Origin of the sequence: Butyricicoccus intestinisimiae, from assembly GCF_018918345.1 — a bacterium.
GTDB lineage: Bacteria > Bacillota > Clostridia > Oscillospirales > Butyricicoccaceae > Butyricicoccus_A > Butyricicoccus_A intestinisimiae.
In genome coordinates, this window is record NZ_JAHLQI010000002.1 from 356876 (window position 1) to 382475 (window position 25600).

Sequence of the window (25600 nt, forward strand, 5' to 3'; positions counted from 1 at the left end):
TTTGACCCTCTTTTATAACAAAATCGTGTTATTTTTCCTGTGTTCCGGCCAATAGCAGGTATCCTGCGCCGCACAGGCAAAGCACATCCGGCTCGCGTCATCCGCTTCACACAAAATGCGTCCCAGCAGCTGCACGGTATCTCCTCGGCGGTGCTTGCTGACTGCCTGCAAAATAGCCTGTTGTTCCGATGCAGAAAACGCCGTATCGCGCAAAATCTCCTGCGCCGTGCGCATGCCTGCCGCCGCATGATCCTCTCCGGTCAGATACTGCTGCAAGCGCCCAATATCGTGCAGCAGCGCCGCCGCATAAATAACATCGCGCGGCAAATCTAATTGCCGGTCAGCTGCCATCAGGGACGCAATGCGCGCCACATCCAGCAGATGCGGCAAGCCATGCTTGCAATATATGCGGTCCCGTTCCAGCTCTTGGATTTTGTGCAGGCTCTCGCAAAACAGCGGGTGCGAGAGAATCGCCTGTATGCGCTGCATGTTGTGTATCATGTCTGTTCCTCCACGGCATCGCGCAGCTCACGCAGCCACGAGAGCGAACCGAACGCCAGCACCGGCAGCTGCTCCTGCTTGGCGCGTTGCCATGCCTGCGCCGGACTGTCAGCCGGTGTGACATCGTCACAAAACTGCCGGAAGCATTGCGCCAAGTCCTGTGCGGACAGCGCGCGCGGATTGTTCGGTGTGACCGTGAAAATTTTCTTTGCCAGCGGCGCCAATAACCGTCCGACTTCCGTGAAGTCTTTATCCGCCAGCACGCCGACAATTTCCACAATGCCGCCTGCCTTCCAGCGGCGCAGCGCTTCTTCGCGCAGCTGCTTGGCGGCGTTGGGATTGTGTGCGCCGTCGATAACCAAAACCGGCGTATCACAAATCTGTTCCATTCTGCCTTTCCAGCTGGTATGCAGCAAGCCCTCTCGGATTTGCTGCTGTGTAACCGGAAACTGCGCAAGGCTTTGAACGGCTGCAATGGCCGTTGCCGCATTTTTTGCCTGTACGGCGCCGGACAGCCGCACCGTGACATCTTGCATTTCTCCATAGTCAAATGTCACAGATTTTTCATCTGCCCGTGTGACAGAAACGCCCTGTACAACGGTCAGCGGACTGTTTTGCTGCTGACAAATGGTTCGAATTTCCCGTTCCACTTCCGGCGCTTGTCCCTGCAAAACCGCCGGTGTCTGCGGCTTGATGATGCCGCCCTTGGCGCGGGCGATATCCTGTATGGTATCGCCCAAAAATTTCATATGATCCATGCCAATGGATGTCAGCACACTGACCGCCGTTGTCGAAATGATATTGGTCGCGTCCTCTCTGCCGCCCATGCCGCATTCTACGACGGCAATGTCGCAGTTTTGCTGTGCCATCCACGCGAACGCGAGCACGGTTTCCATTTCAAATGCGGTCGGAACCGGCTCGCCGTTTTTCCGCATGTCATCGCAGCACGCGATGAGCTTTGTCATCCACAGCGCATAATCCGTCTCGGAAATCATCGTTTCGTTTACGCGCCAGCACTCACGCGGCTCAAACACAGCCGGAGAAGCATATGTACCGACGCGATACCCTGCCGCCCGCAGAATTGATGCGATGCAGGTCAGCGTAGAGCCTTTGCCGTTGGTGCCCGCAAGATGCACAATCGGATAGCGATTTTGCGGATTGCCCAGCCTTGCAAGCAGATGCTTCATAGGCTCCAGACCCAGTATAATGCCCTTTTGCGCGGTCAGACCTGCGATATACTCCCGTGCCTGCTGATACGGCATGGCACGGCGGCGCAGGGTCACAAACGTATACGGAATTGCGCCGTGTACCTCCTGCGATTCCACACAGGAATAGGCTTTTTCGTCCCATTGCGGGAACTGCGTATCGCCCGCATATGCGCTGTGAATCTCCGTCAGGTACAGGACATCCGCCAGCGGCAGGGCTTCCTGATACAGCCGCGCGCCGCCGCAGATAAACACATCGCGTCCGGCGGCGTGTTCCAGCGCCGCGCCAAGGCTGGGCACGGTGACACAGTGCGGCGCATCGAAATTCTTGGTCTTGGAAACCACGATGGTCTCTCTGCCCGGCAGCGGAACGCCGATTTCCTCATACGTCCGTCTGCCCATGACGATGACATGACCCATCGTGAGATCCCGAAACCGATGCTTTTCCTCCGGAATATCCCAAGGGATGCGCCCATCCCGTCCGATGATTCTATTTTGTGCAAATGCGGCGATCAGCGCAAGCATAGCATTCTCTCCCGTCCGTTTTTTCCTAGAAGTATAGCATACCATATTTTCCGTCATATGACAAACCGCCTGCCGCACGTATTTTGGCGCTTTTGCTAGGAAAATCACCCAATTTGTAGTATACTGATACCAAAGAAGGAGACATGCCATGCTGATTTATCTTTCGCTGATAGAAGAAGATGCCGAGAGAGAAAAATTCGAGATTTTATACGACGCATACCGCAATTTGATGTTTTACCTTGCCAACGAGATTTTGGGTGACACGCAGGATTCCGAGGACGTCGTGCACCAGTCTTTTTTGAAGATTATCGGGATTTTGGACAAAATTTCCCAGCCGCGGTGTCCCCAAACGCGGGCGCTCGTCGTTACTATAGTTAGAAGGACGGCGATTGACCTGTACCGTTCGCGCAAGCGCAAGCCGTTTATTCCGCTGTGCGAGGACATCCCGCACACGCACCCGATGCCGGAACCCGACGCGCTGACCGAAGGCTCTGCCATTGCGCACGCCATCGCGTCCCTGCCCGACCGATACCGCGAGCTGCTTCTGCTCAAGTACGACACGGGGTATTCCGAAAAGGAAATCGCCCAGCTGCTCGGCATGACAGAAGCCAACGTAAAAAAGACCATCCAACGCGCAAAAGCCAAGCTGCAAACCCTTTTGGACGAAATGGAGGCGGACGTATGAAGCTGACAGATGAGCTGCTCGAACAGCACGCTGCGGAAGCCCGCGATCTCTGGCTGTCCACGCTGCCGCAGCAGGAGGAAGTCCCGCCGCACAAGTTTTCGCGCCGGTTTGAGCGCAAAATGCGGCGGCTGCGCGCGGAACAGCGCCGCTCCCCGCGCATGAATCGTGTCGTACATATTCTGCGCTATGTCGCCGCTTGCGCAGCGGTTGTCCTGTGTATCGGCGGCACCGCCTACGCCTACCGCATCGGCGTAATTGATACGATTGTTCAGGTGTTCCGCGAATACACGTCCATCACGTATTCTTCCGAGACCGCCGCCGAGGATGCAGAATTTCCGAAAAGCACCTTCGGCTACATTCCGGAGGGTATGGTACGGAATGAAGATGAGTGTATGAAAGATGAGTTCATGAAAATAACTGCTTATAAAAATCCACAAGATGAATCTTCTTTCACGCTTTACGAGGAACTAATAACGTTCTCTAACGGCGGTACGCATAACATCGATACTGAGAATGCTACCGTTAGTCATTTTATTATCGATGGAGAAGAAGCTATTTCATCATATAAAGACCATACCACAGTTATTTCTTGGACTCACGAAAGTATTATTTATACACTGATTACTTATCATCTTTCCCCTGAAGATGCAAAGCAAATTGCACTGAATATCCATTCAAAATAATTTTTTAAAAATTTCATATGAAGTGTCCCTTTTACACCTCCTGATTCGTTACTATGATTAGAAACAATTAGGAGGTGTTTTTCTATGAAAAACCAAAAAGCAAAACGAATCTTCGCATCCATCTGTTTATCCACCTGCCTGCTGACCTGCGCAGCACCAATCGCTCTAGCAAGCGAAACAACTTCTGACGCAGATTCTCCCATTGCTCCTTGCAACACGTATATATCTTATTCAGCTTGTTCGTTGAAGGTATCTGGCAATACCCTTACTGCATACGGAATGGTCAATGCTAACACTTCTGTGAACAAATGCTCCATTAAATTGGTTCTCCAGAAAAAGTCTGGAACTTCTTGGACACAGGTCGCAGAATGGTCGGGAAGTAAAAATTCCAATTCGTATACTCTTTCTCAAAAGAGAAATTCTTCTAAAGGAACGTATCGTGCAGTCGCCACTGTAAAAGTTTGGAACAGAAATTCTTCTGAATCCAACACGGTTTATTCAAATACATGTACCATCAAATAATTTTGTTAATATTATACAATTTTTAATACAAATTGTTATTCATTGTATATATTGATTTTTCTTTTAAGATATGTAATACTATAGTCACAGAAAGCAAGTAAACCATCTTAAATACATATACTAGTTAGTATTTCTGCGTTTTAACTTGTTTTATGCAATTTATTTCTACCCACACTTTACATCGAAAGGAGCGTAAAATGAAAAGAATTTTTCGTAATGTCACAAGTTTTATTTTAGCGTGTTTAACACTCGCCTCAACAGTTGCATTTGCATCCGATTCTGTATCTTCTTCAGATACCAACTCTGATATTTCCTTTCCTACTACTCCTGTAGTAGATTCCCACTATGCTGAAGCAGAAGTTTCTGTTGATGATCTGGAAAATGGCGGAATAACTGTAGCAGTATATTTGGACGAAAACAACGATCCTGTATTCGTACGTGTTGCAGAAAACACACCTCTTCCACAGGCTACCGCTGTTTCCTCCTTTCATGTTGGTTTAAAAACAGATTCTAAGGGAAAAAAATATATGCACTGGGTCGCAAACGGATCTAAAATCACACGTATCGGCGGATATATTATCTGCAAAGCAACTTCCGGAAATACCCAATATCAAGGAACATCTATTTCTTTCTCCAGCAAAACTGGTGCCAGTTATGCTCAGGGAATGTCCGACTCTTTCTCTATTCCAAGTAGCGTAAAAAAAGTAAAAGTAGGTTGGTCTTGGGTAACCGTAACATCTCAGGCGCAGGGCGCAATTTCTATACCTAGCGCATATACAACAGTTACACTTTAAACATATGCAGTTATCTATTCTATAGGATTAGCGAAAGGATTTTATATGAAAAAATCATATGTATTAATGTGTGTTCTACTTTCTGCAACCCTACTCACTGCTTGTGGAGACAAAATTTCTACAGAAGAAATCAAATCCGCCATCCAGGATTCTGTCCCATCAATCAGTCAGTTGGCAGAGGGTCCAACTGCCATCACCTTCAAAACCGATAACGGAGAAATTACCAATTATACCGTTACCGAAGATGGAGACAAGATCACCGTTACCGACGAAGATGGAAAAACCGTATGCACATTTTCCGTCAGTGATTTTGACAAATAATCTCTACTATATCTCTCTATCCCCAGATACTCCGGTGTCTGGGGATGCCTGTCTCTTAACAATTCTAAAGATTCCCAAAAAGGTCTTTTCTTCCCGCGCCAATTTTGTTACAATATATGTAACATAAAGGAGGTTTTTCTATGTTTACTTGGAAACAGATATTGTGCATACTGATATTTTCTCTGATTATAACAGGAAGCTCCCGCATTTTGCGCAAAAAACTCGTCCCCAAAGGCATAGACCCGTTTCTGCCATCCTTTATCATTGCCTTTATTTTGATGATGCTGCAATATTTTATTTTTTAGCGCATTCTAGCGCATCAAAGCGAGGTGTTTTTTATGAAAAAGAATCGTATATCCATGATGATCTGTCTGGCGTTTTGCGCCGTGCTTCTCGCAGGCTGCGGACAGCCCAAGAACTTCAAGCTGAAAGATCCCACGCTGGAGGTTGTCAGCCCGAAGGTCGCAGAAGCGATTCTCACGGACGCCGGCACGGATGAAGATGCCGTACAGTCCCTGCGCGACAACTACGACAGCTCCACGCAGCAGCTTGTGCAGTACACCTGCTATGTGATTCCGGAGGATTTGCCGGAAACATGGGTAGCCTTCGGTTTTATCGCCGTGACAACCCGAGGCGAGAATTCCACCTTCCAGTATGTATCCAAGCCATATGGAAAAATGGACGATTCTCCGGAAAATTACAAGTTTAACGCAGCTGCACTGAACGCTGCGATTACCGGAGAACAGACCGTTCAGTTGGTCTGCGACGGCACGGTGGAAAAATACAAAAATGTCTCCGACATGGACGACGCAAATCATGCACCGGAGGCGCGCTCCGCTGCCCAAGTCTACACCGTGGTTGACATGAGCAAAACGCCGCCGACAAAATAACGCCACGTTTTGACAATTGCCCCGATTTGTTTTATGATACTCTTGTTTACAGAAAGGACATTGTATCATGAACACACTCACACAACTCATGCAGTATTTCGGCTATGCGTCGGCGTTCGCCTTTGTCGCTCCGGCAATCGTTCTTTGCAGCATCGCCCGTTTGGGTCTCACCAAGGGCGCGCCGAACATCGTTCCGGATATTATCACGCACGGTTTGCTTTTGATTGCTCTCGGCGCCGGTCTGTTTTTTCAGGTCACGCTCGCGCGTCTGACCGGCAGCGCGTATCCCATCTGGTTATACGTCCACGGCGCTTCGCTCATCATCAGCGCGGTGCTCAGCGTCGTACATCTCGTGATGTACCGCAGGCTGTCGCAATTGCGTTGACAAGGTCTCTCTTTTTGTCGTATACTGAATTTAGTCGGATATGACACAACGAGATCAAAGGAGGATTTTCCCATGAACGCAAAAGAATGCATCCGCGGCCGCCGCAGCATCCGTCACTACAAGGACACGCCGGTACCGCACGAGGTTCTCGAAGAAATCATCGCAGACGCAGCCTATGCGCCGTCTTGGAAGAATACACAGATTTCCCGCTACGTTGTCGTAGAGGGCAGAGAAGCCATCGACAAGCTGGCGGCAGAGTACGCGCCGTTCAACGCAAAGACGGTTTCCACCGCACCGATGCTCATCGTGCAGACCTTTATCAAAAACCGCTCCGGCTACGAGCGCGACGGTTCGTTTACCACCGACCGCGGCGAGGGCTGGCAGATGTATGACGCAGGCATTGCCGCACAGACGCTGTGCCTGTCCGCACATGACCACGGCCTTGGCACCGTCATCATGGGTATCTTCCACCGCCGCGAGCTGGAGAAGTACCTGAACATTCCGGAGGATCAGGAAATCGCCGCGCTGATTGCCCTCGGTTATCCGGACGAGGAGCCGAAGGCACCGCGCCGCAAGGATGTAGAAACCTTGCTCTCTTACGCAGACTAATTTCTCCGTACATACAGCAAAAACGCAGTCCATAACGGACTGCGTTTTTTTGTTGTTACTGATATTTTGCAATGTTCTGTTGTCAGTAGATGACCACCGTACTGTTGTTTGGAATGTTTTTGTACAGATAGGTAATATCGGTATCCAGCATGCGGACACATCCGGCGGAAATCGGGAAACCAATGCGCTTGTCCTTGAGTCCGTTGTAATTCGGATAGTACAGGCGCGAATGGAAGGCGTATCCGGTATTCGGATAGAACCGCACCACCGGCTTGCAGGAATACGTGTCGTGATTCCAGCCCTTTTCCCGATAGGTGATGTACGTCACGCCCGTCGGCGTTGGTGTGGAGTCCTTTCCGGTTCCGCAAATAAAGGTTTTGGTGAGCTTCCAATTCTGCTTGGAGCCCGAGAATACATATACCTTCTGGTTCTGTCTGCTCACCCAAACCAAATATTTGGTTTTGCTGGAATAGCCCTTTCCGTTGATATAGGATTCCTTGAGACCGGTAGAATAATCCATATTGTATTTTTGCGTGTAATCTCCGCTGTATGTGCTCGTGATTTTATTGGTAATCTTGGACGCCGCCACAACGCTGGTCGAGCTCTCCCACGAAACCGATTCGGTATACTTGTGCGTGTATTCGGACCACGCCTCGGCATCTCCGTTTTTCTTGTACGTGTGCGTCGTCGCCGCTTCCATAATCGCCTGATATCCCCAGAAGCCCTTGGACACATCACCAAAGGTATAGCGCTCATCCATCTGCTGTTCGGTCGTTTTATCTCCGGTGCGTCCCAAAATCTTGTTGTACACCGTCACGGCCTGCGTGCGTGTCAGCGGCTCATTCGGCCGGAATGTTCCGTCTCCAAATCCGCCAATCCAGCCCTGTGCCGCCGCCGTCACAATGGCATGATAATACGGGTCGTCTGCACCGACATCGGTAAACTGGCTGTCTCTGTCGGTATATGCAACCAAGCGCGAAACCATTTCCACAAACTCTGCGCGTGTCATCGGCTGGTTCGGTTCAAATGCTTCACCGGTCGCCACGAATCCGCGCGATGCCAGCGTCTTTACCGCCTTTTCATACCACGCGCCTGCCGGAACATCCGGAAAATCACACGGATATGAGCCATACGATTGGTCTGTCAGCAAACCATACAGAATTGCACATGCCTGTGCGCGCGTCAGAGAATCCTGCGGGCCAAACTGATTCTTTCCATAACCCGAAATGTACTGGTTGTGCGCCGTCATCAGCTTGGGCGCGTACCACGCGACATATGCCGCCGCGGCGGATACCGGACGGTCAAGCGGGTCAGCAACCACGCCGTTCGGCGTCATCCAATGCGTTATATCCTTTCCGCCGTCATCCTTCTCCGGCACATGATAAGGTTTGGTGCCTTGGTAGATGTTCCGTGTCACGGTCTTTCCCGAATACGTCAGCGAAATCGGATATGATGGCGTGTAGCTATTCCATGTCTCCGTGCCATCTTCATTTGCAGCGCCGTCATGGTCAATGGACGCTTCCAAAACAGCACCGTATGCCCAATGACTCGCCGGCACATCGACAAACTCACGCAGATCCTGCGCCTGCTGCAAGACCTTCGTGTCCATTTTTCTGTCAAGCACGCGGCCGAACACAACAACCGACTCTGCGCGCGTCAATGCAGCATTGGGGCGAAACGTACCGTCGCTGTATCCGCTGATCCAGCCGCGCTGTGCCGCTGTCGATACCGACGGGTAGATCGGGTCGCTTTGTGCCACATCGCTGAACGAGCTGACCGCGTTTTCATCGACGCCGACCAGCCGCACCATCAGGCAGACAAAGTCTCCGCGTGTGATGGTGTCATTCGGATGGAATGCGCCGCCCGCATCCGTCAAAATGCCGCGCGATGCCAGCGTTGTGACAGCCTGATAAAACCAGTCCGTCTCCTTCACATCGGTATAGGTGCACGGCAAATCACCCATCGACTGATCTGCCAGCAGCTGGTACAAAACCACGCTGGTCTGCGCCCAAGTGAGGGAATCATTGACGCCAAATTTGCCGTTTGGATAGCCGGACATAAACGCGCTGTGATCCGTGCGCAGTGCAACCGGCTCCTGCTGCGGCTTGTCCGGTGTCTCTGGTGTCTCTGGTGTCTCCGGTGTTTCCGGCTGTTCCGGTGTTTCCGGCTGTTCCGGTGTTTTCGGCTGTTCCGGTGTTTCTGGTGTTTTCGGCTGTTCCGGTGTTTCTGGTGTTTCCGGTGTTTCCGGCTGTACAGTCTGTTCCTCCGCCTGCACCGGCTGCTGTGCCGTTGTCTCCTGCTCCGGCAGGCTGTTTTCTTCCTCCGCCGCCCAAACCTGCGGCATCATAGATACTGCCATGGCGCCCGCGAGAATTGCGGCTGCTGCTCTCTTTGACCACTTCATAATGTTCCCTCCTTCTTTCAGCCAAATGTTTCATTCTGTAAATTTCATTATATCAGAGCGGCGTCTTTCCGTCAATCAACACAATTTATTCTTTATATTTTATTTTATGTTTATCATTTTTAGCCAAAAAAAAAGAACAGAAGCAGTTTTTTCTGCTTCTGTTCTGATATTCGCCTGTATTAGTATCCGATTTTTCCGCCCAGCAGCTCGTCGTTCTTCACCCAGTCCGCAACATCAATGACATCATAATTGTCATTGTCGCGCCGGATGACAACTTGGCTGATGCCGGCATTGATAATCTGCCGCTTGCACATCGGGCAGGAATCCGCATCGCGCATGATTTCTCCGGTCTGCGTATCGCGTCCAACGAGATACAGGGTCGAGCCAATCATTTCTTCCCGCGATGCCGCGATGATGGCATTTGCCTCCGCGTGAATAGCACGGCACAGTTCATACTGCGTGCCGCGCGGCACATTGCGCTGCTGCCGAATGCAGTAATTCAGGTCAATGCAATTGGCGCGTCCGCGCGGTGCGCCGTTGTAGCCTGTCGAGATAATCACGTCATTTTTTACAATGACAGCGCCAAAGCTGCGGCGCAGACAGGTGCTGCGCTCCAGCGCAACCTGTGCCATATCAAGATAATAATTCTGTTTATCGCGCCGAACCATTGTGTCCGCCTCCCGTTTAGTTCAGAAAATCCTTCAGCTTCTTGGAACGGCTCGGGTGACGCAGCTTGCGCAGTGCCTTCGCCTCAATCTGACGAATACGCTCACGGGTTACGTTGAATTCCTTGCCCACTTCCTCCAGCGTGCGGGTACGGCCGTCCTCAATGCCGAAACGCAGGCGCAGAACCTTTTCTTCGCGCGGTGTCAGCGTCTTGAGCACCTCTACCAGCTGCTCCTTGAGCAGCGTAAACGAAGCGGCCTCTGCCGGCTCCAGTGCGTCATCATCCGGAATGAAATCGCCCAGATGGCTGTCCTCTTCTTCGCCGATTGGCGTTTCCAGAGATACCGGTTCCTGTGCGATTTTGAGAATTTCACGCACGCGCTCTACCGGCATGTTCATTTCTTCTGCGATTTCCTCCGGCTGCGGGTCGTGACCCAGCTCCTGCAGCAGCTGACGGGATACACGAATGACCTTGTTGATGGTTTCTACCATGTGCACCGGAATACGAATGGTACGTGCCTGATCTGCAATGGCGCGGGTGATTGCCTGACGAATCCACCAGGTTGCATACGTCGAGAACTTAAATCCCTTGGTGCAGTCAAACTTTTCTACTGCCTTGAGCAGACCCAAATTGCCTTCCTGAATCAGGTCAAGGAACAGCATGCCGCGGCCGACATAACGCTTTGCAATGGAAACAACCAGTCGCAGGTTTGCCTCCGACAGACGCTTCTTTGCATTTTCGCCGCCGCGAATTGCCTTGCGCAGTGCCTGATATTCCTTCTCGTCAATCTGCTCGCCGTTGCGCTGGCGTTCGTCCAGCTCCTTGATTTTTTCCTTGGCTTCCATGCCCGCCTGCATCTTCTTCGCCAGCTCAACTTCTTCGTCCGGCGTCAGCAGATCGACCTTACCGATCTCCTTTAAGTACATGCGCACCGGATCATCAATCGCGAAGCCTTCTGCGAGAGACTCGGTATCTTCCAGTTCTTCCTTGGTTACTTCCTCTACGGCGTCCTCAGAAAATTCTTCTTCGGACTCTGCCGGAGCGGCCAGAACCTCAGCGCCCTGCAGCTCAATGCCTGCCTTCTCCAGCTCCTCATATAGTCTATCCAGCTCATCCGACTCCATGTCGATGGACTCCAGCGCATCAGACATTTCCTTCAGCGTGAGCTTGCCCTTCTTCTTGCCCAAAGCGATAAGCTCTTTGATGGCTGTCTGCTTTTTTACATCCATGTCCTGTGTCATTCTTTAAGCCTCCAAATAAATTTATCATGTATTGCTTCTGATCTTATATTATGAAAACGGCACCGCGGCATCATTCCGCAAAGCCCTTATTCTTGCGCTGCATCTGCGCCTTTTGAAGCAGCGGATCTTGCTCCGCATCGGTCTGTGCTGTGCGCATCAGCTTCTGTTCCTGAATAATTTGGGTGTAATCCTCCAGTGCCTGCTGCCTGCGGTCAATGGGAATGTCCACACGCAGCGCCGACGCCAGCAAATCCATCTCCCGCGGCTCCAGTCTTCCTTCCAGAGCAGGAATCGAAATCGTGCGGCCGCTGTTGTACAGCGCTGAACAAAGACCGTATATTTTGCCCAGCTCCGGAGAAGAAAAATCATCCGGCGATACAACCCGCCGCATTTGTTCCATCAGCGAGGTATCTGCGAACAAAAGCGACAAAATTCCTTCCTCTGCGCGCGCAGAACGCACGTTGTCAAAATGTATCGAGCGGTCTCTCGGCTGCGCCGCCTGCGCAGGCGCGCGCACTTCCCGATGCATCTTCCGCTTTGCCTGGGAGCGCAGACGAATTTTCGCCTGTTTGACCTCCTGCCGAAACGCCTCTGGCGTCACGCCCGCCAGCTTTGCCGTCGACGTCGTATACACGTCCTGTTCCACTTCACTGTCGAGCAGCGCAATGATGCCTGCCGCTTCCCGCAAAAACAAAATACGCTGGTCATCCTCGGTAAAGTCATACTTGTCCTTTGCCGCTTCGATGCGATAGCGCACATCGTTGTCCGACCGCTCAATTAGCTTGCGAAAGGCATCGGCGCCTTTGGTCTTTATAAACTCATCCGGATCCTTTGCGCCCGGAATTTTTAAGATTTTGACGCGAATGCCTGTCTTTTTCAAAATGTCAATGGCCCGCTGTGCCGCCGACTGACCGGCGGTGTCCGCATCGTAGCAGACAATCACGGTTTTGGTGTGGCGCGACAGCAGCCGCGCCTGTTCTTCCGTCAGGGAAGTTCCCAGAGAAGCCACTGCACTGTCAAAGCCTGCCTGATGCAGGGCAATGACGTCCATATAGCCCTCTGCGAGCAAGAAATACTCACTTTTTGTTTTTTTCGCCCGATTCATCGCAAACAAATTGCGCCGTTTGTTAAATACAATGGTTTCCGGCGAATTGAGGTACTTGGGTTTGCTGTCATCCATGACGCGGCCGCCAAACGCGATGACATCTCCGCGCATATCAATAATCGGAAACATGACACGATTTCTGAATTTGTCGTAATATGTACCTCGGTCGCTGCGCACGATGAGACCCGCGGCTTCCAGTTCTTCTTTGGTAAAACCCTTTTGCGTCATCGCATCGAGCAGTGCGTGAAAGGAATCCGGCGCATATCCCAGCCCGAAATTATTCAGGGTCTTTTTGCTCAATCTGCGCCGCTGGAAATACGCCAGTGCCTGCGCGCCCTGCGGTCCATGCAGCTGCGCATAGAAAAAACGAGCTGCTTCGGTCAGTGCTTCCAGCGCCCGTTCGCGCACATGCCGCGTCTGCGGACTGCTTCCGGTCTCCGGCACTTCCATGTTGTATTCCTTGGCAAGAAACCGAACGGCGTCCGGAAAATCCAGTCCTTCTGCGTCCATAATAAATCGAATCGGACCGCCGCCCTTGCCGCAGCCGAAGCAGTAGAAAATCTGCTTATCCGGTGCAACAGAAAACGACGGCGTTTTCTCATTGTGAAACGGGCACAGTCCAAAATAGTTGCTGCCTTTCTTTTTCAAAGAGACATAGCGTGACACAATATCCACGATATCGCATCTGGCATTCAGTTCATCGAGAAATCGTTCATCAATTGCCAATCAACTGCCGCCTTTCCACATCAAAATGTATTGCATGCACACATTCTGCGTCCGGCAAATTGTGTACATAAATAAATACCAAGTGACTGTATGAAAATCCTCTTTTTTTCTGAAAAAAATTTATGTTTTTTCAAATTTTTTGTTTCTCATCTGATTCGTCTGCCCATGAACTGCATATCCATGATTTCCATGTCTGCATTTGCACTGGTGGCATCGCGCAGCGCTTGTTCCAGCGCCGCCGTGCCGTCCTCCGGCAGCGTCGCTGTCAGTGTGACATCTGCGGCATAATCTGTTTCTTCCACCATGCAGTTGTGCTCCGGCAAAAGATTCTGTACCGTGCCCAACAGAGAATACGGGCAGGTGATGAGCACCACGGCATAGCGATTGACCTCATTGATGCCCGCATTTTCCAGCGCGAGCTGGGTGCTCTTGGTGTAGGCGCGCACCAGTCCGCCGGTTCCCAACAAAACACCGCCGAAATAGCGCGTCACCACACACAGAACATTGGTCAGATTCTCTCTGCGCAGAACATCCAGCATCGGCATGCCCGCCGTGCCCTGCGGCTCGCCGTCATCGGAATAGCGCATATAATTTCCCTCACGGATGATATACGCATAGCAATGATGCCGCGCATCGCGGTACTTCGCTTTGACCTCGTTGAGGAGTTCAATCGCCTGTTCCTGCGACTCCACAAAGTACAAATCTCCGATGAATTTGGACTTTCTGTCCTCATACCGACCTTCGCCGTAACCTGCCGGTACCAGATAGCTCTCAGCCATCCTGCACCTCGTATTCCTTGAGCTGACCGTACAGCTTATCATCACATTCGATGTCGACAACCGTGCCGTCCGCATCGTAATCCGTCGAGAACACAGCTGCCTCCTTGTGAATGACATCGAGCAGATAGCCGTCTGCATACGGAATGCACAGCTTGACACGGTGCTTTCCCTTGCCGAGTGCCTTTTCCATCGCTGTCAGCAGCTCATCCAAGCCGCGTTTGCGTTTTGCCGAAATCGCAACGACATGCTCTCCGGACGGAATCAAATCGGGATTTTCGCACAAATCCGCCTTGTTGCACACGAGCAGCTGCGGAATTTGCTGCGCACCGAGCTGAGAAATTACTTTTTCTACCGTTGCCGCCTGCTCGCGCCAATCCTCGCGCGACACATCCACAACGTGCAGCAGCAAATCCGCATATTCCAGTTCTTCCAACGTTGCCTTAAATGCAGACACCAGATGATGCGGCAGCTTGCGGATAAAACCAACGGTATCCGACAGCAGCACTTCCTGTGTCTCGGAAATGCGCAGCTTGCGCGTGGTCGGGTCAAGCGTATCAAACAGTCTGTTGTTTGCCTCAATGCCTGCATCCGTTAATGCATTGAGCAGCGTCGATTTTCCGGCGTTGGTATAGCCGACAATCGCAACCAGCGGCAGTTCCGCCTTTTGTCTCTGTCTGCGCTGCACGGCGCGGACACGGCGCACATCCTTGAGGTCGCGGCGCAGCTTGTCAATGCGCTGCCGGATGTGCCGGCGATCGGTTTCCAGCTTGGTTTCGCCCGGGCCTCTTGTGCCGATGCCGCCGCCCAACCGCGACATGCTCTTACCCATACCGGACAGGCGCGGCAGGATATACTGATACTGCGCCAGCTCGACCTGCAGCTTGCCCTCGCCGGTGCGCGCGCGCTGTGCGAAAATATCCAAAATCAACGCGCTTCGATCCAGCACCGTTCGGCCGGTTGCCTCCTCCAATACGCGCATCTGCGACGGAGAAAGTTCGTTGTCAAACACAATCAGTGTTGCATCGTTGTCGCGCGCCAGCGTGACAAGCTCCTGCAGCTTGCCCTCGCCGATAAAGGTGTGTGCGTCCGGCGCATTTCTCGTCTGCAACATTTTGCCGACACATTCGCCGCCTGCCGTCTCCAGCAGAGCTTCCAGCTCGTCCAGTGTCTCCCAGCTCGCGTCCTCGTCCTCTTTAAAGACCGACGCGTGCAGGCCAACAAGCACGGCGCGTTCTGTCTCCATATCGTCCAGCATCCAGTCTTCCACTGCCTGTCCCTCCTTTCAGATAAAGCAAAAACCCGTCCAAAATGGACGGGTTTATAATCACTTCTTGAAAAATTACTTGTCAAGATTGAATCTTCTCTTGAAGCGGTCAACACGTCCGCCGGTATCAACGAGCTTCTGCTTGCCGGTAAAGAACGGGTGGCACTTGGAGCAGATTTCTACCGAGATATTCTCCTTAGTGGAAGCGGTCTCATATACAGCACCACAAGCGCAACGAATGGTTGTCGGTACGTACTTCGGATGGATTCCTTCCTTCATTTTTGATTCACCTCTTTCCGCCAAAGCCTTACAGTCATAAAATCATAATATCACAACGACCTAACAAATGCAAGCACTTTTTTTATTTCGCGGTGTATTTTTATTAAAATCACGCTTGAAACACGGTTCCGTCCGTATTTCCTCAAGGATTATACCATAGACTCCCGCACAATGCAAGTGATTTCTCACAGTTCCAGCCAAATTGTCTGACGACTGCCGAGAAAGTACAGCGCGCAACCCGTGACCGGCTTGGCGAACACGGTCTCCGCCGCCCGTTTATAGGCGGACAGCTGGGCGCGGTATTTTTCCGCCCGCTGTGCGGCAAAATTTCGGGACACGCGGTCGGTCTTGAAGTCAATGACCGTCAAGCCCTGTTCCGTCTCCAACAGGCAGTCAATGACGCCCTGCATGAGCAATTGCTCGTCAAATCCCTCGGCTTCTTGATAATAATCGCGCGCGGGAACCAAGATAGAAAACTTAAACTCCCGACGGACGGTCGCTTGCCCAAACCGCGCATACAAATCCGATGCAAAAAACGCCGCAATCTGTTCGAGCTCTATGGCATCCGCCTGCTGCGCGCTGAGAATGCGTTTGTCGCGCAGCCGCGCAAGCTCCTGTTGTCTGCCCTCCGCGGTTTCACACCGCGCAAAGTCGCAGAACTGTAGGAACAAATGATGCGCCGTGCCGATTTCCGACGGAGTCAAGCCGCGTGCTTCCCGCTCAAAGAACGGACGGCGCAGCTCTGCCTGCTGCTTGGGCGGCGGCGTCTGCTCGCTCGCCTCCTGCGCCTGAAACGATTCGGTAATCGCCGTAGCGGTCAGCTTGGACGGTAAATCACGCAGCGCGTCCGCCGCATACGACTTGAGCTCTGGCGCCTGCAGCGGCTCCCGCTCCACAAACTGTCCAACTGACGTCTCGGCTTGTTGCGCGTCCTGTCCCTGATACGCAACCATGCGAACCGTAAAGCACCGCGGCGCATCGTTGTCCAGCTCCGGCAGGCGGCTCAGCTGCTCCCGCAGCGGCAGCGCATCGGGATGTCTGAGCAGCGGCACCGCCATCCACAGTGCATATTGATTGGCACCGGACAGCGCATACGGCGGAATCGGACGCAGGGCAGAAATAGCTGCCCATTTTTCCAGCTTGCCGCCTGCATCGCGCAGCGCCGCCGTGCAGATGAGCTTTTCTTTCGCACGCGTCATCGCAACATATAGCACACGCAGCTCCTCGCTGACCATTTCCCGGCGCAGCACACTCGCCATCGCCAGCCGATCCAGCCCGTCATATTGCAGACCGCGCTGCATGTCGCGGCAGCGCATGCTGATGCCCATGCGCGGATGCAGCAGCACAGGCTTGCGCAAATCCATTTCATTGAACCGCTTGGCACAATTGGCGAGCAGCACAATAGGAAATTCCAGACCCTTGGATTTATGAATGGTCATGATGCGCACCATATCTCCCGTGCTCTCCGTCTCCGGCGCGGCAACTTCGCTGCCCGCTTCCCGCAGCTCTCGGATATAGCGCACAAACGCGAACAGGCCGCGGCTGCCGCCGCGCTCAAAACTGCCCGCCAATTCGATGAGCGCCGTAATATGATTTTGCCGCGCCTTGCCGTTCGGCATCGCGCCGAACACGCCCATCGCACCGGTCTTATCGACAATGTGCCACAGCAGCTGATGCACCGGCAAGTCGGACGCCAGCACGCGCAGCTCCGCGAGCTGGTCGAGAAATGCCTGCGCTTTCGGCATGGTCTGTGCGGCGGTCGCCAGCGCACAATAATACTCGTTGTCCATATCACACAGGCGAATTTCCGCCAGATCTTCCTCTGTAAATCCGCCAATCGGAGAATTGAGTGCCGCCAGCAGCGGAACATCCTGCCGCGGATTGTCCACAATTTCCAGCCATGACACCAGCGTCAAAATTTCCGGTGTGCCGAACATATCCTCCGCGGCGTCCGCGCCCGCCGGAATGCCGCGCGCAATCAGTTCCTGCTGAAAGACGGACGCTTTATTTTTCGCGGAACGCAGCAATACGACAAAATCTCCCGCTCTGCACGGGCGCAGCTGTCCGGTCTGTTTGTCGGTCACGCGAAAGCCTTCGTCCAGCATGCTGCGCACGCGGTTTGCGCAATACGCCGCCTCCTGCCGAATGGATTCCGGCGCATCTTCATCCTCCGATTTGGTTTCCAGCACACAAAACTCCGTCTTATAATCGTCTGTTCCCTGCGGGAATGACGCGCCCGCATGCAGTGCCTCTCTGTCCGTGTATTCCAAATCTCCCAAATCCTCGCTCATCAGGGCAGAAAACAGATAATTGACGCTGTCCAGCACCGCAGGGCGGGAACGGAAATTTTTGGAAAGCACCACGCGCCGCGGCGCATCATTGGATACGGCTTCTGCGTCCCGATAGGACTGGTATTTATGCAGGAAAATATCCGGATTGGCAAGCCGGAACCGATAAATACTCTGTTTGACGTCACCGACCATAAAAATATTTTTTTCGTCATCGCTGACCGCGCGGAAAATGGCGTCCTGCACGGCATTGGTATCCTGATACTCATCCACCATGATTTCGGAAAAATGCATCTCACGCGCAAGCTGTGTCGGGGCATCGTTCTCATCTACGAGCAGCTGCACCGCAAAGTGTTCCAAATCGTTAAAGTCCACCACACCGCGCCGCAGTTTTTCCGCCTGATAGGCGTCCATAAACAGCTGTACCGTATCGCACAGCGCACAAACCGCCGGCGCCATCATGTGCATATCCTCGCGCACCTCTTGTTCGGTCACACACAGGACTTTATCCGCCATCTCTTTGACCATGTCCTTCCAGATATTGCGGCGGTTCTTGAGCTGCTCAAGAAAATCTTTGTCCTCATAGCCTCGAATCGCGGGTATGCGCTTGAAGCTGCCGCGAAGCTGTGCGCACAGCTGGACTGCGGCATCCCATGCGCCGTCACGCACCAGCGCCAGCAAATTTTCCGCCTGCCGCTTGTCGTGCACAAAGACCGGCTCATACTTATCCTGCACGACATCCGCGCCATTCATCTCATCCAGCGCATCCTCCAATGCGGCAATGCTGTACTGTATGCGGCTGTCCGCCTCCTGTAACAGTGCCATGCCCCAATCGGTATTCGCAATGCGGTCAAACTCCTGCACAAATTTCTGCCGGTATTGCTCCAGCTCTTTTTTCGGCTTCGGCGAGGACTGCAAATTGCGAAAGGTCTCCAGCACAAGATTGGCCAGCTGTCTGTCATCGCGCCCGCCGCTGACCGCTTCAACCAGCGCGGAAAAGCCCGCACCATCTACTGCGTACTGTGCTTCGAGCACTTCCTCCAGCACTTCCTGCTGCATGGCCGTCTGTTCGCTGTCATCCGCCGTGCGAAATTCCGGCGGCAGTCCCAGTTCATGAAAGTGCTCCTTGACCAGACTCATGCAAAACGCATGCACCGTTGTGATTTTTGCGCGGTGCACGAGCATCAGCTGTCGGCGCAGACGCAAATTCTGCGGCTGTTTTGCCGCCAGTTCCGTGAGGGCATCTGCGATTTTTCCGCGCATCTCGCTCGCCGCCGCCTTGGTAAACGTCACAATGAGAAAGGAATCTACATCGCAGGGATTTTCGGAGTCCGTCACGCGGTCGAGCACGCGCTGTACCAGCACAGCCGTCTTGCCGGAGCCTGCGGCCGCCGATACCAACAGCGTGCCGCCTCGATTGTCAATTGCCTGTCTCTGCTCATCGGTCCATGAAACGCCCATGCTTGTGCTCTCCCTTCTCTTCTTCTGCAATGCCCTGCCAAAATTCTTCTGCCGGAATCTTTTTGATGGTATGCGGCTTGTCTCCCAATCGTGTGTCAAACCGGCAAATCGCGCGATACGGGCACCATGCACAGGTGTCCTCCGCCGGTCCGCGGCGCACCGGTTTGGCATCCATGCTGCCGTGCATCAGCTCGTGTCCCATCTCTCCGAGCACGCGGCGGATGTGCCCGCTCAGCTTGCCCAGCTTTTCTATGCTTGCCAAATTGGACAAGCTGCTTTTATTTGGTTTATCTCCGGATGCCAAGTAGCCAAGCGGCAAAAATGCCGCGTCCTTTTTGACATCGTGTTCCATCGCGTCAAGAATCGCCTTCTCATCCAGCAGCAAGCCCGAACGGCGCAGCTGTTTTTTGCGCATGGCGTCCAGTTCTTCCTCCGCCGCATCGCGCTTGGCGTCCACGACAACCTGCTTCGCCGGAACATACAGCGCGCCCGCCGGAACAATGCGGTCAATGCGCTGGGCGAGCTTGTCTTGATACCGCTGCAACCCCTGCTTTTCAATCGCAAACAAATACAGCAGCAGCTGGACATTCAGCCCGTACCACAGGTCAGCCAGCTCGAATTTCTTCGCGCCGCTCTTGTAGTCGAGCACGCGAATATATAATGTACCGTCCTGCACATATCCGTCCACGCGGTCAACCTTGCCATTCAGTTCCAACGTTTCGCCCGCGCTGTTGATGAGAATCGGCGGCAGATCTCCCTGCCACGAAAAATCCAATTCAAAGTCAATCGGCTCAAAGTCCGAACGCGCCATCTCCTCCAGCAAATTATCCAATACGCTATCGGTCATATGCAGCAGCCGGCGGAACAAATGTCGGAATCGCGCCGAATACTGTTCCAATCCGCCGAGCTGTGTCTCGACATAAATCGTCGTCCAGCGCCGCGCCAGCTTGTGTACCGTCTCTGTCTCCGGCAACCTGTCCGGATATTGCTCCCGCACTTGCTTGAGTGTATGTTCCAGCACAAAATGCAAAAACGTGCCGGTTTCCGGTGCATCAAAGGACGCGCGGCGGCGTTCCTTTGCCCGCAAACCATAGCGCAGAAAATATGCGTACTGGCAGCGATAAAACGCATCGACACGCGACGCCGTCATGCGCAGTTTTTTTCCATACAGCTGATGGACGACATCCGGATTGCGCAGCGGACCGCGCACAGATTGTTCCATCGGCTGAATCGGTGTCGGCTGCGCACGGAGCGCCGCCTGTGCCGCCGGTGAGCTGTCTCTCGATGCGCCGCAGCACGCCAAATCAAAACGAGGACGCTCTGCTTCCAGCCGATAGCTCTGCTCCAGTTCATTTTCTCTCGTCTCCGGCAGACCGCTGAGCAATTGCCGCAGTGCGCCAACCAAAAACGAAGGTCGTTTTTCTCCATCCGCGCCTGCTGTGCTCCACGACAGCAGCAAATCCTGCGAAGCGGATGCCAGCACGCGGTATAACGCCGCCTGCTCCTGCTCCATGCGCTCCTCGCTGGTCTCCAATTCCACTTCCAAGCCGAGCAGCTGCGCGCGGTCGCTGTCAGACAGGATGCCGCCGCCTTCACCGGCGGACGGCAGAACGCCGTCATTGACGCCGAGCACCAGCAAATGCGGAATGCCGGTCTTGCACACGCGGTCAATCGAACCGCAGGTCACACGATCCAGAGAAACCGGAATGGTTCCGACATCATATTCTGTGAGCACCAAGCCGAGCATCGTGACAAACGCATCGGTTTCCATCTCTGTATCACCCTGTACCCAGGCAAACTGCTCCATCGCCTGCATGAGAATCTCCCACAGCTGGCGATATTCTTCCGCTGTTTGCAGCCGTCCGGCGTCCTCATGCAGCTGCGCACGCGCAGCAATGCTGTCCGGTGCGCCGATGCGCTCCAAAAAGGCATACAAAGCCTGTGCATACTGTGCTGCGGTCTGCGCCTGTTCCAAGTCCTGCTGCAATGCCAGCAGCGGCTGCACTGCTTTTTCGCGCAGTACATTGAGTGCTGCGAGCTTTTCCCGCGCTTTATCATCCAATTCGCCGCCAAAGCTGTCTGGATGTCCCGCAAACGGCTGCAGCCACTTGCTGCCGCGGATGCGCCGGAACAGCACATAATTTTCCAGCAAATCGCATTCCTCCGCCGTCAGTCCCGCAAATCCGGTTTTGAGATACGCGAACATATCCTCATACCGCCAGCCGTTTGTGACCGTGTGCAGTGCCGAACCGACAAGCGCCAGCACTGGCTTTTGCAAAATGTCATGTTTTTCACTCAAAAAAATCGGAATTTGATAGCGTTCAAACACCAATTCCAGCACCGGTGCATAGGCGTCAAAATTTCGCGCTGTCACGACAATATCCCGCCGCCGCGCATCGGTTTCACGCAGCAATTTTCGGATATATGCCGCCGCAAATTCACACTCGGAAAACAAGTTGCCGGCAGCGTGAAGATGGATACTGGTCTGATCGCTGTCAAATTGCTGTGTACCGGCAGACAATCCGTATGCCTCCGCTATTTTCAAGTCATGCGGACGCGGCATCACCATTTGCTCCATGCGTTCGATGTCCAGCGATTCGCCGTGCGCCCCCGCCAGACGCTTGAGGCGCGATACTGCATGCATGGTTTCCGGAAACAGTTCCGGTTGATGGAGATCCCCTGTGAGGGCTATTGTCATCGGCACATGACGCCGCAGCAGCGCCGCAAGAATTTCCAATTCCTGCTTGTTAAACTGATCGAACCGATCTAAGTACAGCTCTGCTCCGTCAAAAATCGTACAATCCGGCAGTCTCTGCGCGATTTTTGTCATCTGATCGCGCGGATCCGGCAGATCCTCCTGTGTCAGGGTCTCATATACCGCACCGATTTGACCGAGATCGCGCAGTTTTTCCGCCAGATGTCCTTCCGCTTCCGCCGAAGCCTGCAGCATTTGTTCCGGTGTTATGCCGTTGGTTTTCATCTCATCTATGATTTGCAGCAAATCACGCAAAACATCCGGTCTGCGAATCGCACCGCTGTATACATCCAACGCATCCGCAGACGCGCGCACCGCTTCATATAATACAAGCAAGCGTCCTGCCGGTGTCAGCTGCACTTCTGCCAATCCGCCCGCTTCCGAAAACACACGATTTGCAATGCGCCGAAATGTCAGCACTTCCGCAAAGCGTGCACCGCGATTATTTGTCGCCTGCGCGAGCAGACGTTCATATTCGTGCGACGCCAGCTCCGGTACAATCAAAATTTGTCGTTTCCCGCTCGTTTCCCGTGCGGCAATGCGCCGCAGAATCTCTGTGGTCTTTCCGGTTCCCGCACGCCCTATCATCAGCTTCATGCCGTTCTCCTCCCCATGCATTGATCCTGAGCTTTTAGTATACCAGCAAAACGCAAAAAAAGACAGCCGATTTCTCGACTGTCTCAAAAAATTTGGAGCGGATGACGAGGCTCGAACTCGCTACCTCCACCTTGGCAAGGTGGCGCTCTACCAGATGAGCTACATCCGCATATGTGGTGCCTCCGGGCGGAATCGAACCACCGACACGGGGATTTTCAGTCCCCTGCTCTACCGACTGAGCTACAGAGGCGAATCGTCTTTCTGTCACGCTGTCGCAACAAAAAGAGTATTCAAAACGCTTTTTTAGGTGTTTCTCGTATCAAACACCGCACTCTCAAGTGCTTGTTTAGTATACCGTAGGAATCCGAAAATGTCAAGGAATTTTTTTAAATTATTTTTTGTTTTTTTCCATGACATTTTCTCGTGGTATGATTTGCTGTTTTCGCGGGGATACTGATGGATACAAAGATTTCTCAAATCCAGGAGGCGAAGCCATGCCGAATAAAGTAGAGATCTGCGGAATCAACACCTCACGGCTGGAGGTATTGTCCGCCGAGGAAACCGATGCCCTGCTGCGCCGCAGCGTCAGCGGTGACCGAGCCGCCCGCGAACGGCTGATTTCCTGTAACCTGCGTCTGGTGCTCCGCGTCATCCAGCGCTTTTCCGGACGCGGAGAAAGCATGGATGATTTGTTTCAGGTCGGCTGCATCGGTCTGATGAAATCCATCGACAATTTCAATGTGGAGCTAAACGTTCGATTTTCCACCTATGCCGTCCCAATGATTATCGGTGAAATCCGCCGCTATCTGCGCGACAACAGCTCGATTCGTGTCTCCCGCTCCATGAGAGACACCGCCTATCGCGCCCTGCAGGCGAAAGAAGCATTTGTCAACGCCAACCAGCGCGAACCCACGATAGAAGAATTATCCCGCGCCATGCAAATTCCGCGAGAAGATATTGTCTTTGCGCTGGACGCCATTCTCGATCCGGTATCTTTATATGAGCCGGTATTTGAAAACGGCGGTGATGCGGTCTACGTCATGGATCAGGTCGGTGACACCAAAAATACCGATGAGCACTGGCTGGAGCAAATCGCGCTCAAAGAAGCCATGCGGCAGCTGTCCAGCCGAGAACAAAACATTCTGCGCATGCGTTTTTTCGAAGGGCGCACACAGATGGAAGTTGCCGATGAAATCCATATTTCACAGGCGCAGGTATCGCGCTTGGAAAAAAGCGCTCTCGCCCACATGCGAAAACAAATCTAAATCCTGTCCGTTTCGTCCTTGACAAATGATTTTCCCTCCGCTATCCTGAACATAGATTGTTGCAGGAATCGGAGGATACTTATTTTATGAAGCAAGCAATGGTTGTCGTCAGCTTTGGAACCTCTGTGCCGGAGGCCATGAAAGCGATTGAAAACATCGAACGCACTGCCGAGCAGGTCTGCGGACAGCCGGTATATCGCGCCTTCACCTCGCGGATCATCCGCAAAAAATTGCGCGAACGCGACGGCATCGACATTCCCGACCCGCATACGCTGTTCGAACACTTAATCGCGCAAGGATATGACAGCATTCATTGTCTGACCACGCACGTCATCGCCGGCATCGAATACGAGCAGCTGTGCGCTGACGCCGCACAATTTCCGCAAGTCCATATGGCACGCCCGCTGTTATGGTCGGAATCCGATTACGATGCTTGTGTCCACGCCGTCATGCACAACATTCCTGCGCGCCGAGAAAACGAAGCACTGCTTCTCATGGGGCATGGAACCGAACACTTTGCCAACGCAGCGTATTGTGAATTGGAGCACAAATTCCGTACAGAGGGCTATGCCAACGTCTATGTCGGCACCGTAGAGGGCTATCCTCAGCTGGACAGCATCATTCCTCAGCTTCAAGCTGCCAAAATCAAAAGGATTGTGCTCATGCCGTTTCTCATCGTCGCCGGAGATCACGCCCGCAACGACCTGTCCGGAGATGCTCCGGACAGCTGGAAAAGTCAGCTCGAAGCACTTGGTTTTGAAACGCGAACCGTCCTTATGGGACTCGGTGAAATTCCGGAAATCGCGCAGAAATTCGCAGGTCATTTGAAGGAGATGGAATAATTCATGAAACACAGCCATGTCATTTCTCTATTTATCACACTCTTGGCGACGCTGTTGCTGTCAGGCTGTTTTTCCGGCTCGTCTGACGTCGCTTCTGCTCTTGTGTCAACAGACAACATGCAGCTGATTGATTCCCAAACGGTGTATCCCAACCCGCAGGACACCGCAGACAAAGAGGACCGTGTCTATTACACCGTTGAAGTGTATCAGGACAAAGACAATACCATCCTCGTGCAAGCGGATTCCAACTTCAAATTGTTTGAGAAAACACAGTATACCGTTGATTTCGATCAAGTACTGACAAAAGCCGATGTATCCATCCGATGGACAACGCTTATGGGCAGCACAGAAGCTACCCAAGACGATGAACTGGCAATCGCGGATATTTCCCTCTCACACGGCGGCACGGTATTCAGCGAAAAGAAAATAAATTTTGTCACCAAGGCCATTGATATTGTTGTCGATGGCATAGAAAAGAATTCATAACAGACAGAGGGCACATCAAGTATGATGTGCCCTCTGTCTGTTATGCCAATAAATCATTTTCTTCTAATGTATGAATAAACGATGCAATATCCGTCCGAGCAGTCTGTGCGTCAACATCAAACTGCGCCGTCACAGCCGCTACAAGTGCGTCCACCGTTCGTTCCTCTTTTAATTGTTCGCAAATAAGCGCCCCGACTTCATTCACAGTGATCAGTCCATTTACTCGAACCGCATCTTCTCCAACCGGAATCAGAATTGTTTCTCCCGCAATTTTTCGTAAAATTATCGTTGATTTCAGTTTCATATTTTCCCCCTAGTTTC

General features: G+C 52.8%; 23 protein-coding genes and 2 tRNA genes. 11 read left to right on the plus strand and 14 right to left on the minus strand.

Annotation, left to right across the window (positions count from 1 at the left end; translation table 11 throughout):
• Nucleotides 1-12: 12 nt before the first annotated feature.
• On the minus strand, nucleotides 13-501 hold the full coding sequence (locus KQI75_RS05175; protein ID WP_216469664.1) for an HD domain-containing protein: 489 nt from the start codon (nucleotides 499-501) through the stop codon (nucleotides 13-15).
• Nucleotides 498-2288 carry a dihydrofolate reductase gene (locus KQI75_RS05180; RefSeq protein ID WP_216469665.1) on the minus strand — a complete coding sequence of 597 codons (1791 nt, stop codon included), beginning with the start codon at nucleotides 2286-2288 and terminating at the stop codon, nucleotides 498-500. The genes KQI75_RS05175 and KQI75_RS05180 overlap by 4 nt, the downstream gene beginning before the upstream one ends.
• Nucleotides 2289-2379: 91 nt before the next feature.
• Between KQI75_RS05180 and KQI75_RS05185 the strand changes: the two genes are divergently transcribed.
• The 8 genes from KQI75_RS05185 to KQI75_RS05220 all read left to right on the plus strand — a co-directional run bounded on the left by KQI75_RS05185 (nucleotide 2380) and on the right by KQI75_RS05220 (nucleotide 7120).
• On the plus strand, nucleotides 2380-2916 hold the full coding sequence (locus KQI75_RS05185) for an RNA polymerase sigma factor (RefSeq protein WP_216469666.1): 537 nt from the start codon (nucleotides 2380-2382) through the stop codon (nucleotides 2914-2916).
• Entirely contained in the window at nucleotides 2913-3599 is a 687-nt protein-coding gene (locus KQI75_RS05190; protein ID WP_216469667.1) for a DUF4367 domain-containing protein, read from the plus strand. The genes KQI75_RS05185 and KQI75_RS05190 overlap by 4 nt, the downstream gene beginning before the upstream one ends.
• Nucleotides 3600-3683: 84 nt before the next feature.
• Entirely contained in the window at nucleotides 3684-4121 is a 438-nt protein-coding gene (locus tag KQI75_RS05195) for a hypothetical protein (RefSeq protein WP_216469668.1), read from the plus strand.
• Between the two features lie 197 nt (nucleotides 4122-4318).
• Nucleotides 4319-4915, plus strand: coding sequence for a hypothetical protein (locus tag KQI75_RS05200; protein ID WP_216469669.1), 597 nt, complete (start codon nucleotides 4319-4321; stop codon nucleotides 4913-4915).
• A 45-nt stretch (nucleotides 4916-4960) separates the two neighbouring features.
• On the plus strand, nucleotides 4961-5236 hold the full coding sequence (locus KQI75_RS05205) for a hypothetical protein (RefSeq protein WP_216469670.1): 276 nt from the start codon (nucleotides 4961-4963) through the stop codon (nucleotides 5234-5236).
• Between the two features lie 338 nt (nucleotides 5237-5574).
• Nucleotides 5575-6126 carry a hypothetical protein gene (locus tag KQI75_RS05210; protein WP_216469671.1) on the plus strand — a complete coding sequence of 184 codons (552 nt, stop codon included), beginning with the start codon at nucleotides 5575-5577 and terminating at the stop codon, nucleotides 6124-6126.
• 67 nt (nucleotides 6127-6193) lie between these two features.
• Nucleotides 6194-6511 (plus strand): hypothetical protein, encoded by a 318-nt coding sequence (locus KQI75_RS05215; protein WP_216469672.1) that lies wholly within the window; start codon nucleotides 6194-6196, stop codon nucleotides 6509-6511.
• Nucleotides 6512-6583: 72 nt separating this feature from the next.
• Nucleotides 6584-7120, plus strand: a complete 537-nt coding sequence (locus tag KQI75_RS05220) for a nitroreductase family protein (RefSeq protein ID WP_216469673.1) — start codon at nucleotides 6584-6586, stop codon at nucleotides 7118-7120.
• A gap of 82 nt (nucleotides 7121-7202) precedes the next feature.
• Here the strand turns inward: KQI75_RS05220 and KQI75_RS05225 are convergent, their stop codons facing one another.
• The 11 genes from KQI75_RS05225 to KQI75_RS05275 form a co-directional block, all read right to left on the minus strand.
• Nucleotides 7203-9524, minus strand: coding sequence for an S-layer homology domain-containing protein (locus KQI75_RS05225; RefSeq protein ID WP_216469674.1), 2322 nt, complete (start codon nucleotides 9522-9524; stop codon nucleotides 7203-7205).
• 179 nt (nucleotides 9525-9703) lie between these two features.
• The gene (locus tag KQI75_RS05230) at nucleotides 9704-10192 is read right to left on the minus strand and encodes a deoxycytidylate deaminase (RefSeq protein ID WP_216469675.1); all 489 of its coding nucleotides are present in this window, start codon (nucleotides 10190-10192) and stop codon (nucleotides 9704-9706) included.
• Nucleotides 10193-10208: 16 nt separating this feature from the next.
• Nucleotides 10209-11432 carry an RNA polymerase sigma factor RpoD gene (rpoD, locus tag KQI75_RS05235; RefSeq protein WP_216469676.1) on the minus strand — a complete coding sequence of 408 codons (1224 nt, stop codon included), beginning with the start codon at nucleotides 11430-11432 and terminating at the stop codon, nucleotides 10209-10211.
• Nucleotides 11433-11502: 70 nt separating this feature from the next.
• The gene (gene dnaG / locus KQI75_RS05240; RefSeq protein WP_216469677.1) at nucleotides 11503-13263 is read right to left on the minus strand and encodes a DNA primase; all 1761 of its coding nucleotides are present in this window, start codon (nucleotides 13261-13263) and stop codon (nucleotides 11503-11505) included.
• Between the two features lie 146 nt (nucleotides 13264-13409).
• The gene (locus KQI75_RS05245) at nucleotides 13410-14042 is read right to left on the minus strand and encodes a YigZ family protein (protein ID WP_216469678.1); all 633 of its coding nucleotides are present in this window, start codon (nucleotides 14040-14042) and stop codon (nucleotides 13410-13412) included.
• Nucleotides 14035-15309 (minus strand): GTPase HflX, encoded by a 1275-nt coding sequence (hflX, locus tag KQI75_RS05250; protein ID WP_330655502.1) that lies wholly within the window; start codon nucleotides 15307-15309, stop codon nucleotides 14035-14037. Before hflX ends, KQI75_RS05245 begins: the two co-directional genes overlap by 8 nt.
• Nucleotides 15310-15381: 72 nt before the next feature.
• The gene (gene rpmE / locus KQI75_RS05255) at nucleotides 15382-15585 is read right to left on the minus strand and encodes a 50S ribosomal protein L31 (protein WP_216469679.1); all 204 of its coding nucleotides are present in this window, start codon (nucleotides 15583-15585) and stop codon (nucleotides 15382-15384) included.
• A gap of 185 nt (nucleotides 15586-15770) precedes the next feature.
• Nucleotides 15771-19334, minus strand: coding sequence for a helicase-exonuclease AddAB subunit AddA (gene addA, locus KQI75_RS05260; RefSeq protein WP_216469680.1), 3564 nt, complete (start codon nucleotides 19332-19334; stop codon nucleotides 15771-15773).
• A complete protein-coding gene (locus tag KQI75_RS05265; RefSeq protein ID WP_216469681.1) occupies nucleotides 19312-22686 on the minus strand; it encodes a PD-(D/E)XK nuclease family protein in 3375 nt (1124 codons plus the stop codon). Before KQI75_RS05265 ends, addA begins: the two co-directional genes overlap by 23 nt.
• A gap of 93 nt (nucleotides 22687-22779) precedes the next feature.
• Nucleotides 22780-22855 (minus strand) — tRNA-Gly (locus KQI75_RS05270).
• Between the two features lie 5 nt (nucleotides 22856-22860).
• Nucleotides 22861-22936, minus strand: a tRNA-Phe gene (locus tag KQI75_RS05275).
• Between the two features lie 244 nt (nucleotides 22937-23180).
• On the opposite strand from KQI75_RS05275, the gene sigG reads away from it, so the two are divergent.
• The 3 genes from sigG (at nucleotide 23181) to KQI75_RS05290 (ending at nucleotide 25279) form a co-directional block, all read left to right on the plus strand.
• A complete protein-coding gene (sigG, locus tag KQI75_RS05280) occupies nucleotides 23181-23951 on the plus strand; it encodes an RNA polymerase sporulation sigma factor SigG (RefSeq protein WP_216469682.1) in 771 nt (256 codons plus the stop codon).
• Between the two features lie 86 nt (nucleotides 23952-24037).
• Nucleotides 24038-24793 carry a sirohydrochlorin cobaltochelatase gene (locus KQI75_RS05285; RefSeq protein ID WP_216469683.1) on the plus strand — a complete coding sequence of 252 codons (756 nt, stop codon included), beginning with the start codon at nucleotides 24038-24040 and terminating at the stop codon, nucleotides 24791-24793.
• A gap of 3 nt (nucleotides 24794-24796) precedes the next feature.
• Complete coding sequence (locus KQI75_RS05290) at nucleotides 24797-25279, plus strand: hypothetical protein (protein WP_216469684.1); 483 nt, start codon at nucleotides 24797-24799, stop codon at nucleotides 25277-25279.
• 40 nt (nucleotides 25280-25319) lie between these two features.
• On the opposite strand, the gene KQI75_RS05295 is transcribed toward KQI75_RS05290, so the two are convergent.
• Nucleotides 25320-25583, minus strand: a complete 264-nt coding sequence (locus tag KQI75_RS05295) for a PqqD family protein (RefSeq protein WP_216469685.1) — start codon at nucleotides 25581-25583, stop codon at nucleotides 25320-25322.
• Nucleotides 25584-25600 lie beyond the last annotated feature (17 nt).

Bases quoted from the DNA above. Each gene is read 5' to 3' on its own strand.
- KQI75_RS05220 (WP_216469673.1), top strand. From the start codon at position 6,584: ATGAACGCAAAAGAATGCATCCGCGGCCGCCGCAGCATCCGTCACTAC.
- KQI75_RS05265 (WP_216469681.1), bottom strand. From the start codon at position 22,686: ATGAAGCTGATGATAGGGCGTGCGGGAACCGGAAAGACCACAGAGATT.
- KQI75_RS05230 (WP_216469675.1), bottom strand. From the start codon at position 10,192: ATGGTTCGGCGCGATAAACAGAATTATTATCTTGATATGGCACAGGTT.
- KQI75_RS05295 (WP_216469685.1), bottom strand. From the start codon at position 25,583: ATGAAACTGAAATCAACGATAATTTTACGAAAAATTGCGGGAGAAACA.
- KQI75_RS05245 (WP_216469678.1), bottom strand. From the start codon at position 14,042: ATGGCTGAGAGCTATCTGGTACCGGCAGGTTACGGCGAAGGTCGGTAT.
- KQI75_RS05285 (WP_216469683.1), top strand. From the start codon at position 24,038: ATGAAGCAAGCAATGGTTGTCGTCAGCTTTGGAACCTCTGTGCCGGAG.
- KQI75_RS05200 (WP_216469669.1), top strand. From the start codon at position 4,319: ATGAAAAGAATTTTTCGTAATGTCACAAGTTTTATTTTAGCGTGTTTA.
- KQI75_RS05195 (WP_216469668.1), top strand. From the start codon at position 3,684: ATGAAAAACCAAAAAGCAAAACGAATCTTCGCATCCATCTGTTTATCC.
- KQI75_RS05205 (WP_216469670.1), top strand. From the start codon at position 4,961: ATGAAAAAATCATATGTATTAATGTGTGTTCTACTTTCTGCAACCCTA.
- KQI75_RS05290 (WP_216469684.1), top strand. From the start codon at position 24,797: ATGAAACACAGCCATGTCATTTCTCTATTTATCACACTCTTGGCGACG.
- KQI75_RS05215 (WP_216469672.1), top strand. From the start codon at position 6,194: ATGAACACACTCACACAACTCATGCAGTATTTCGGCTATGCGTCGGCG.
- addA (WP_216469680.1), bottom strand. From the start codon at position 19,334: ATGGGCGTTTCATGGACCGATGAGCAGAGACAGGCAATTGACAATCGA.
- KQI75_RS05210 (WP_216469671.1), top strand. From the start codon at position 5,575: ATGAAAAAGAATCGTATATCCATGATGATCTGTCTGGCGTTTTGCGCC.
- KQI75_RS05185 (WP_216469666.1), top strand. From the start codon at position 2,380: ATGCTGATTTATCTTTCGCTGATAGAAGAAGATGCCGAGAGAGAAAAA.
- rpoD (WP_216469676.1), bottom strand. From the start codon at position 11,432: ATGACACAGGACATGGATGTAAAAAAGCAGACAGCCATCAAAGAGCTT.
- rpmE (WP_216469679.1), bottom strand. From the start codon at position 15,585: ATGAAGGAAGGAATCCATCCGAAGTACGTACCGACAACCATTCGTTGC.
- sigG (WP_216469682.1), top strand. From the start codon at position 23,181: ATGCCGAATAAAGTAGAGATCTGCGGAATCAACACCTCACGGCTGGAG.
- KQI75_RS05190 (WP_216469667.1), top strand. From the start codon at position 2,913: ATGAAGCTGACAGATGAGCTGCTCGAACAGCACGCTGCGGAAGCCCGC.
- KQI75_RS05175 (WP_216469664.1), bottom strand. From the start codon at position 501: ATGATACACAACATGCAGCGCATACAGGCGATTCTCTCGCACCCGCTG.
- KQI75_RS05180 (WP_216469665.1), bottom strand. From the start codon at position 2,288: ATGACGGAAAATATGGTATGCTATACTTCTAGGAAAAAACGGACGGGA.
- KQI75_RS05225 (WP_216469674.1), bottom strand. From the start codon at position 9,524: ATGAAGTGGTCAAAGAGAGCAGCAGCCGCAATTCTCGCGGGCGCCATG.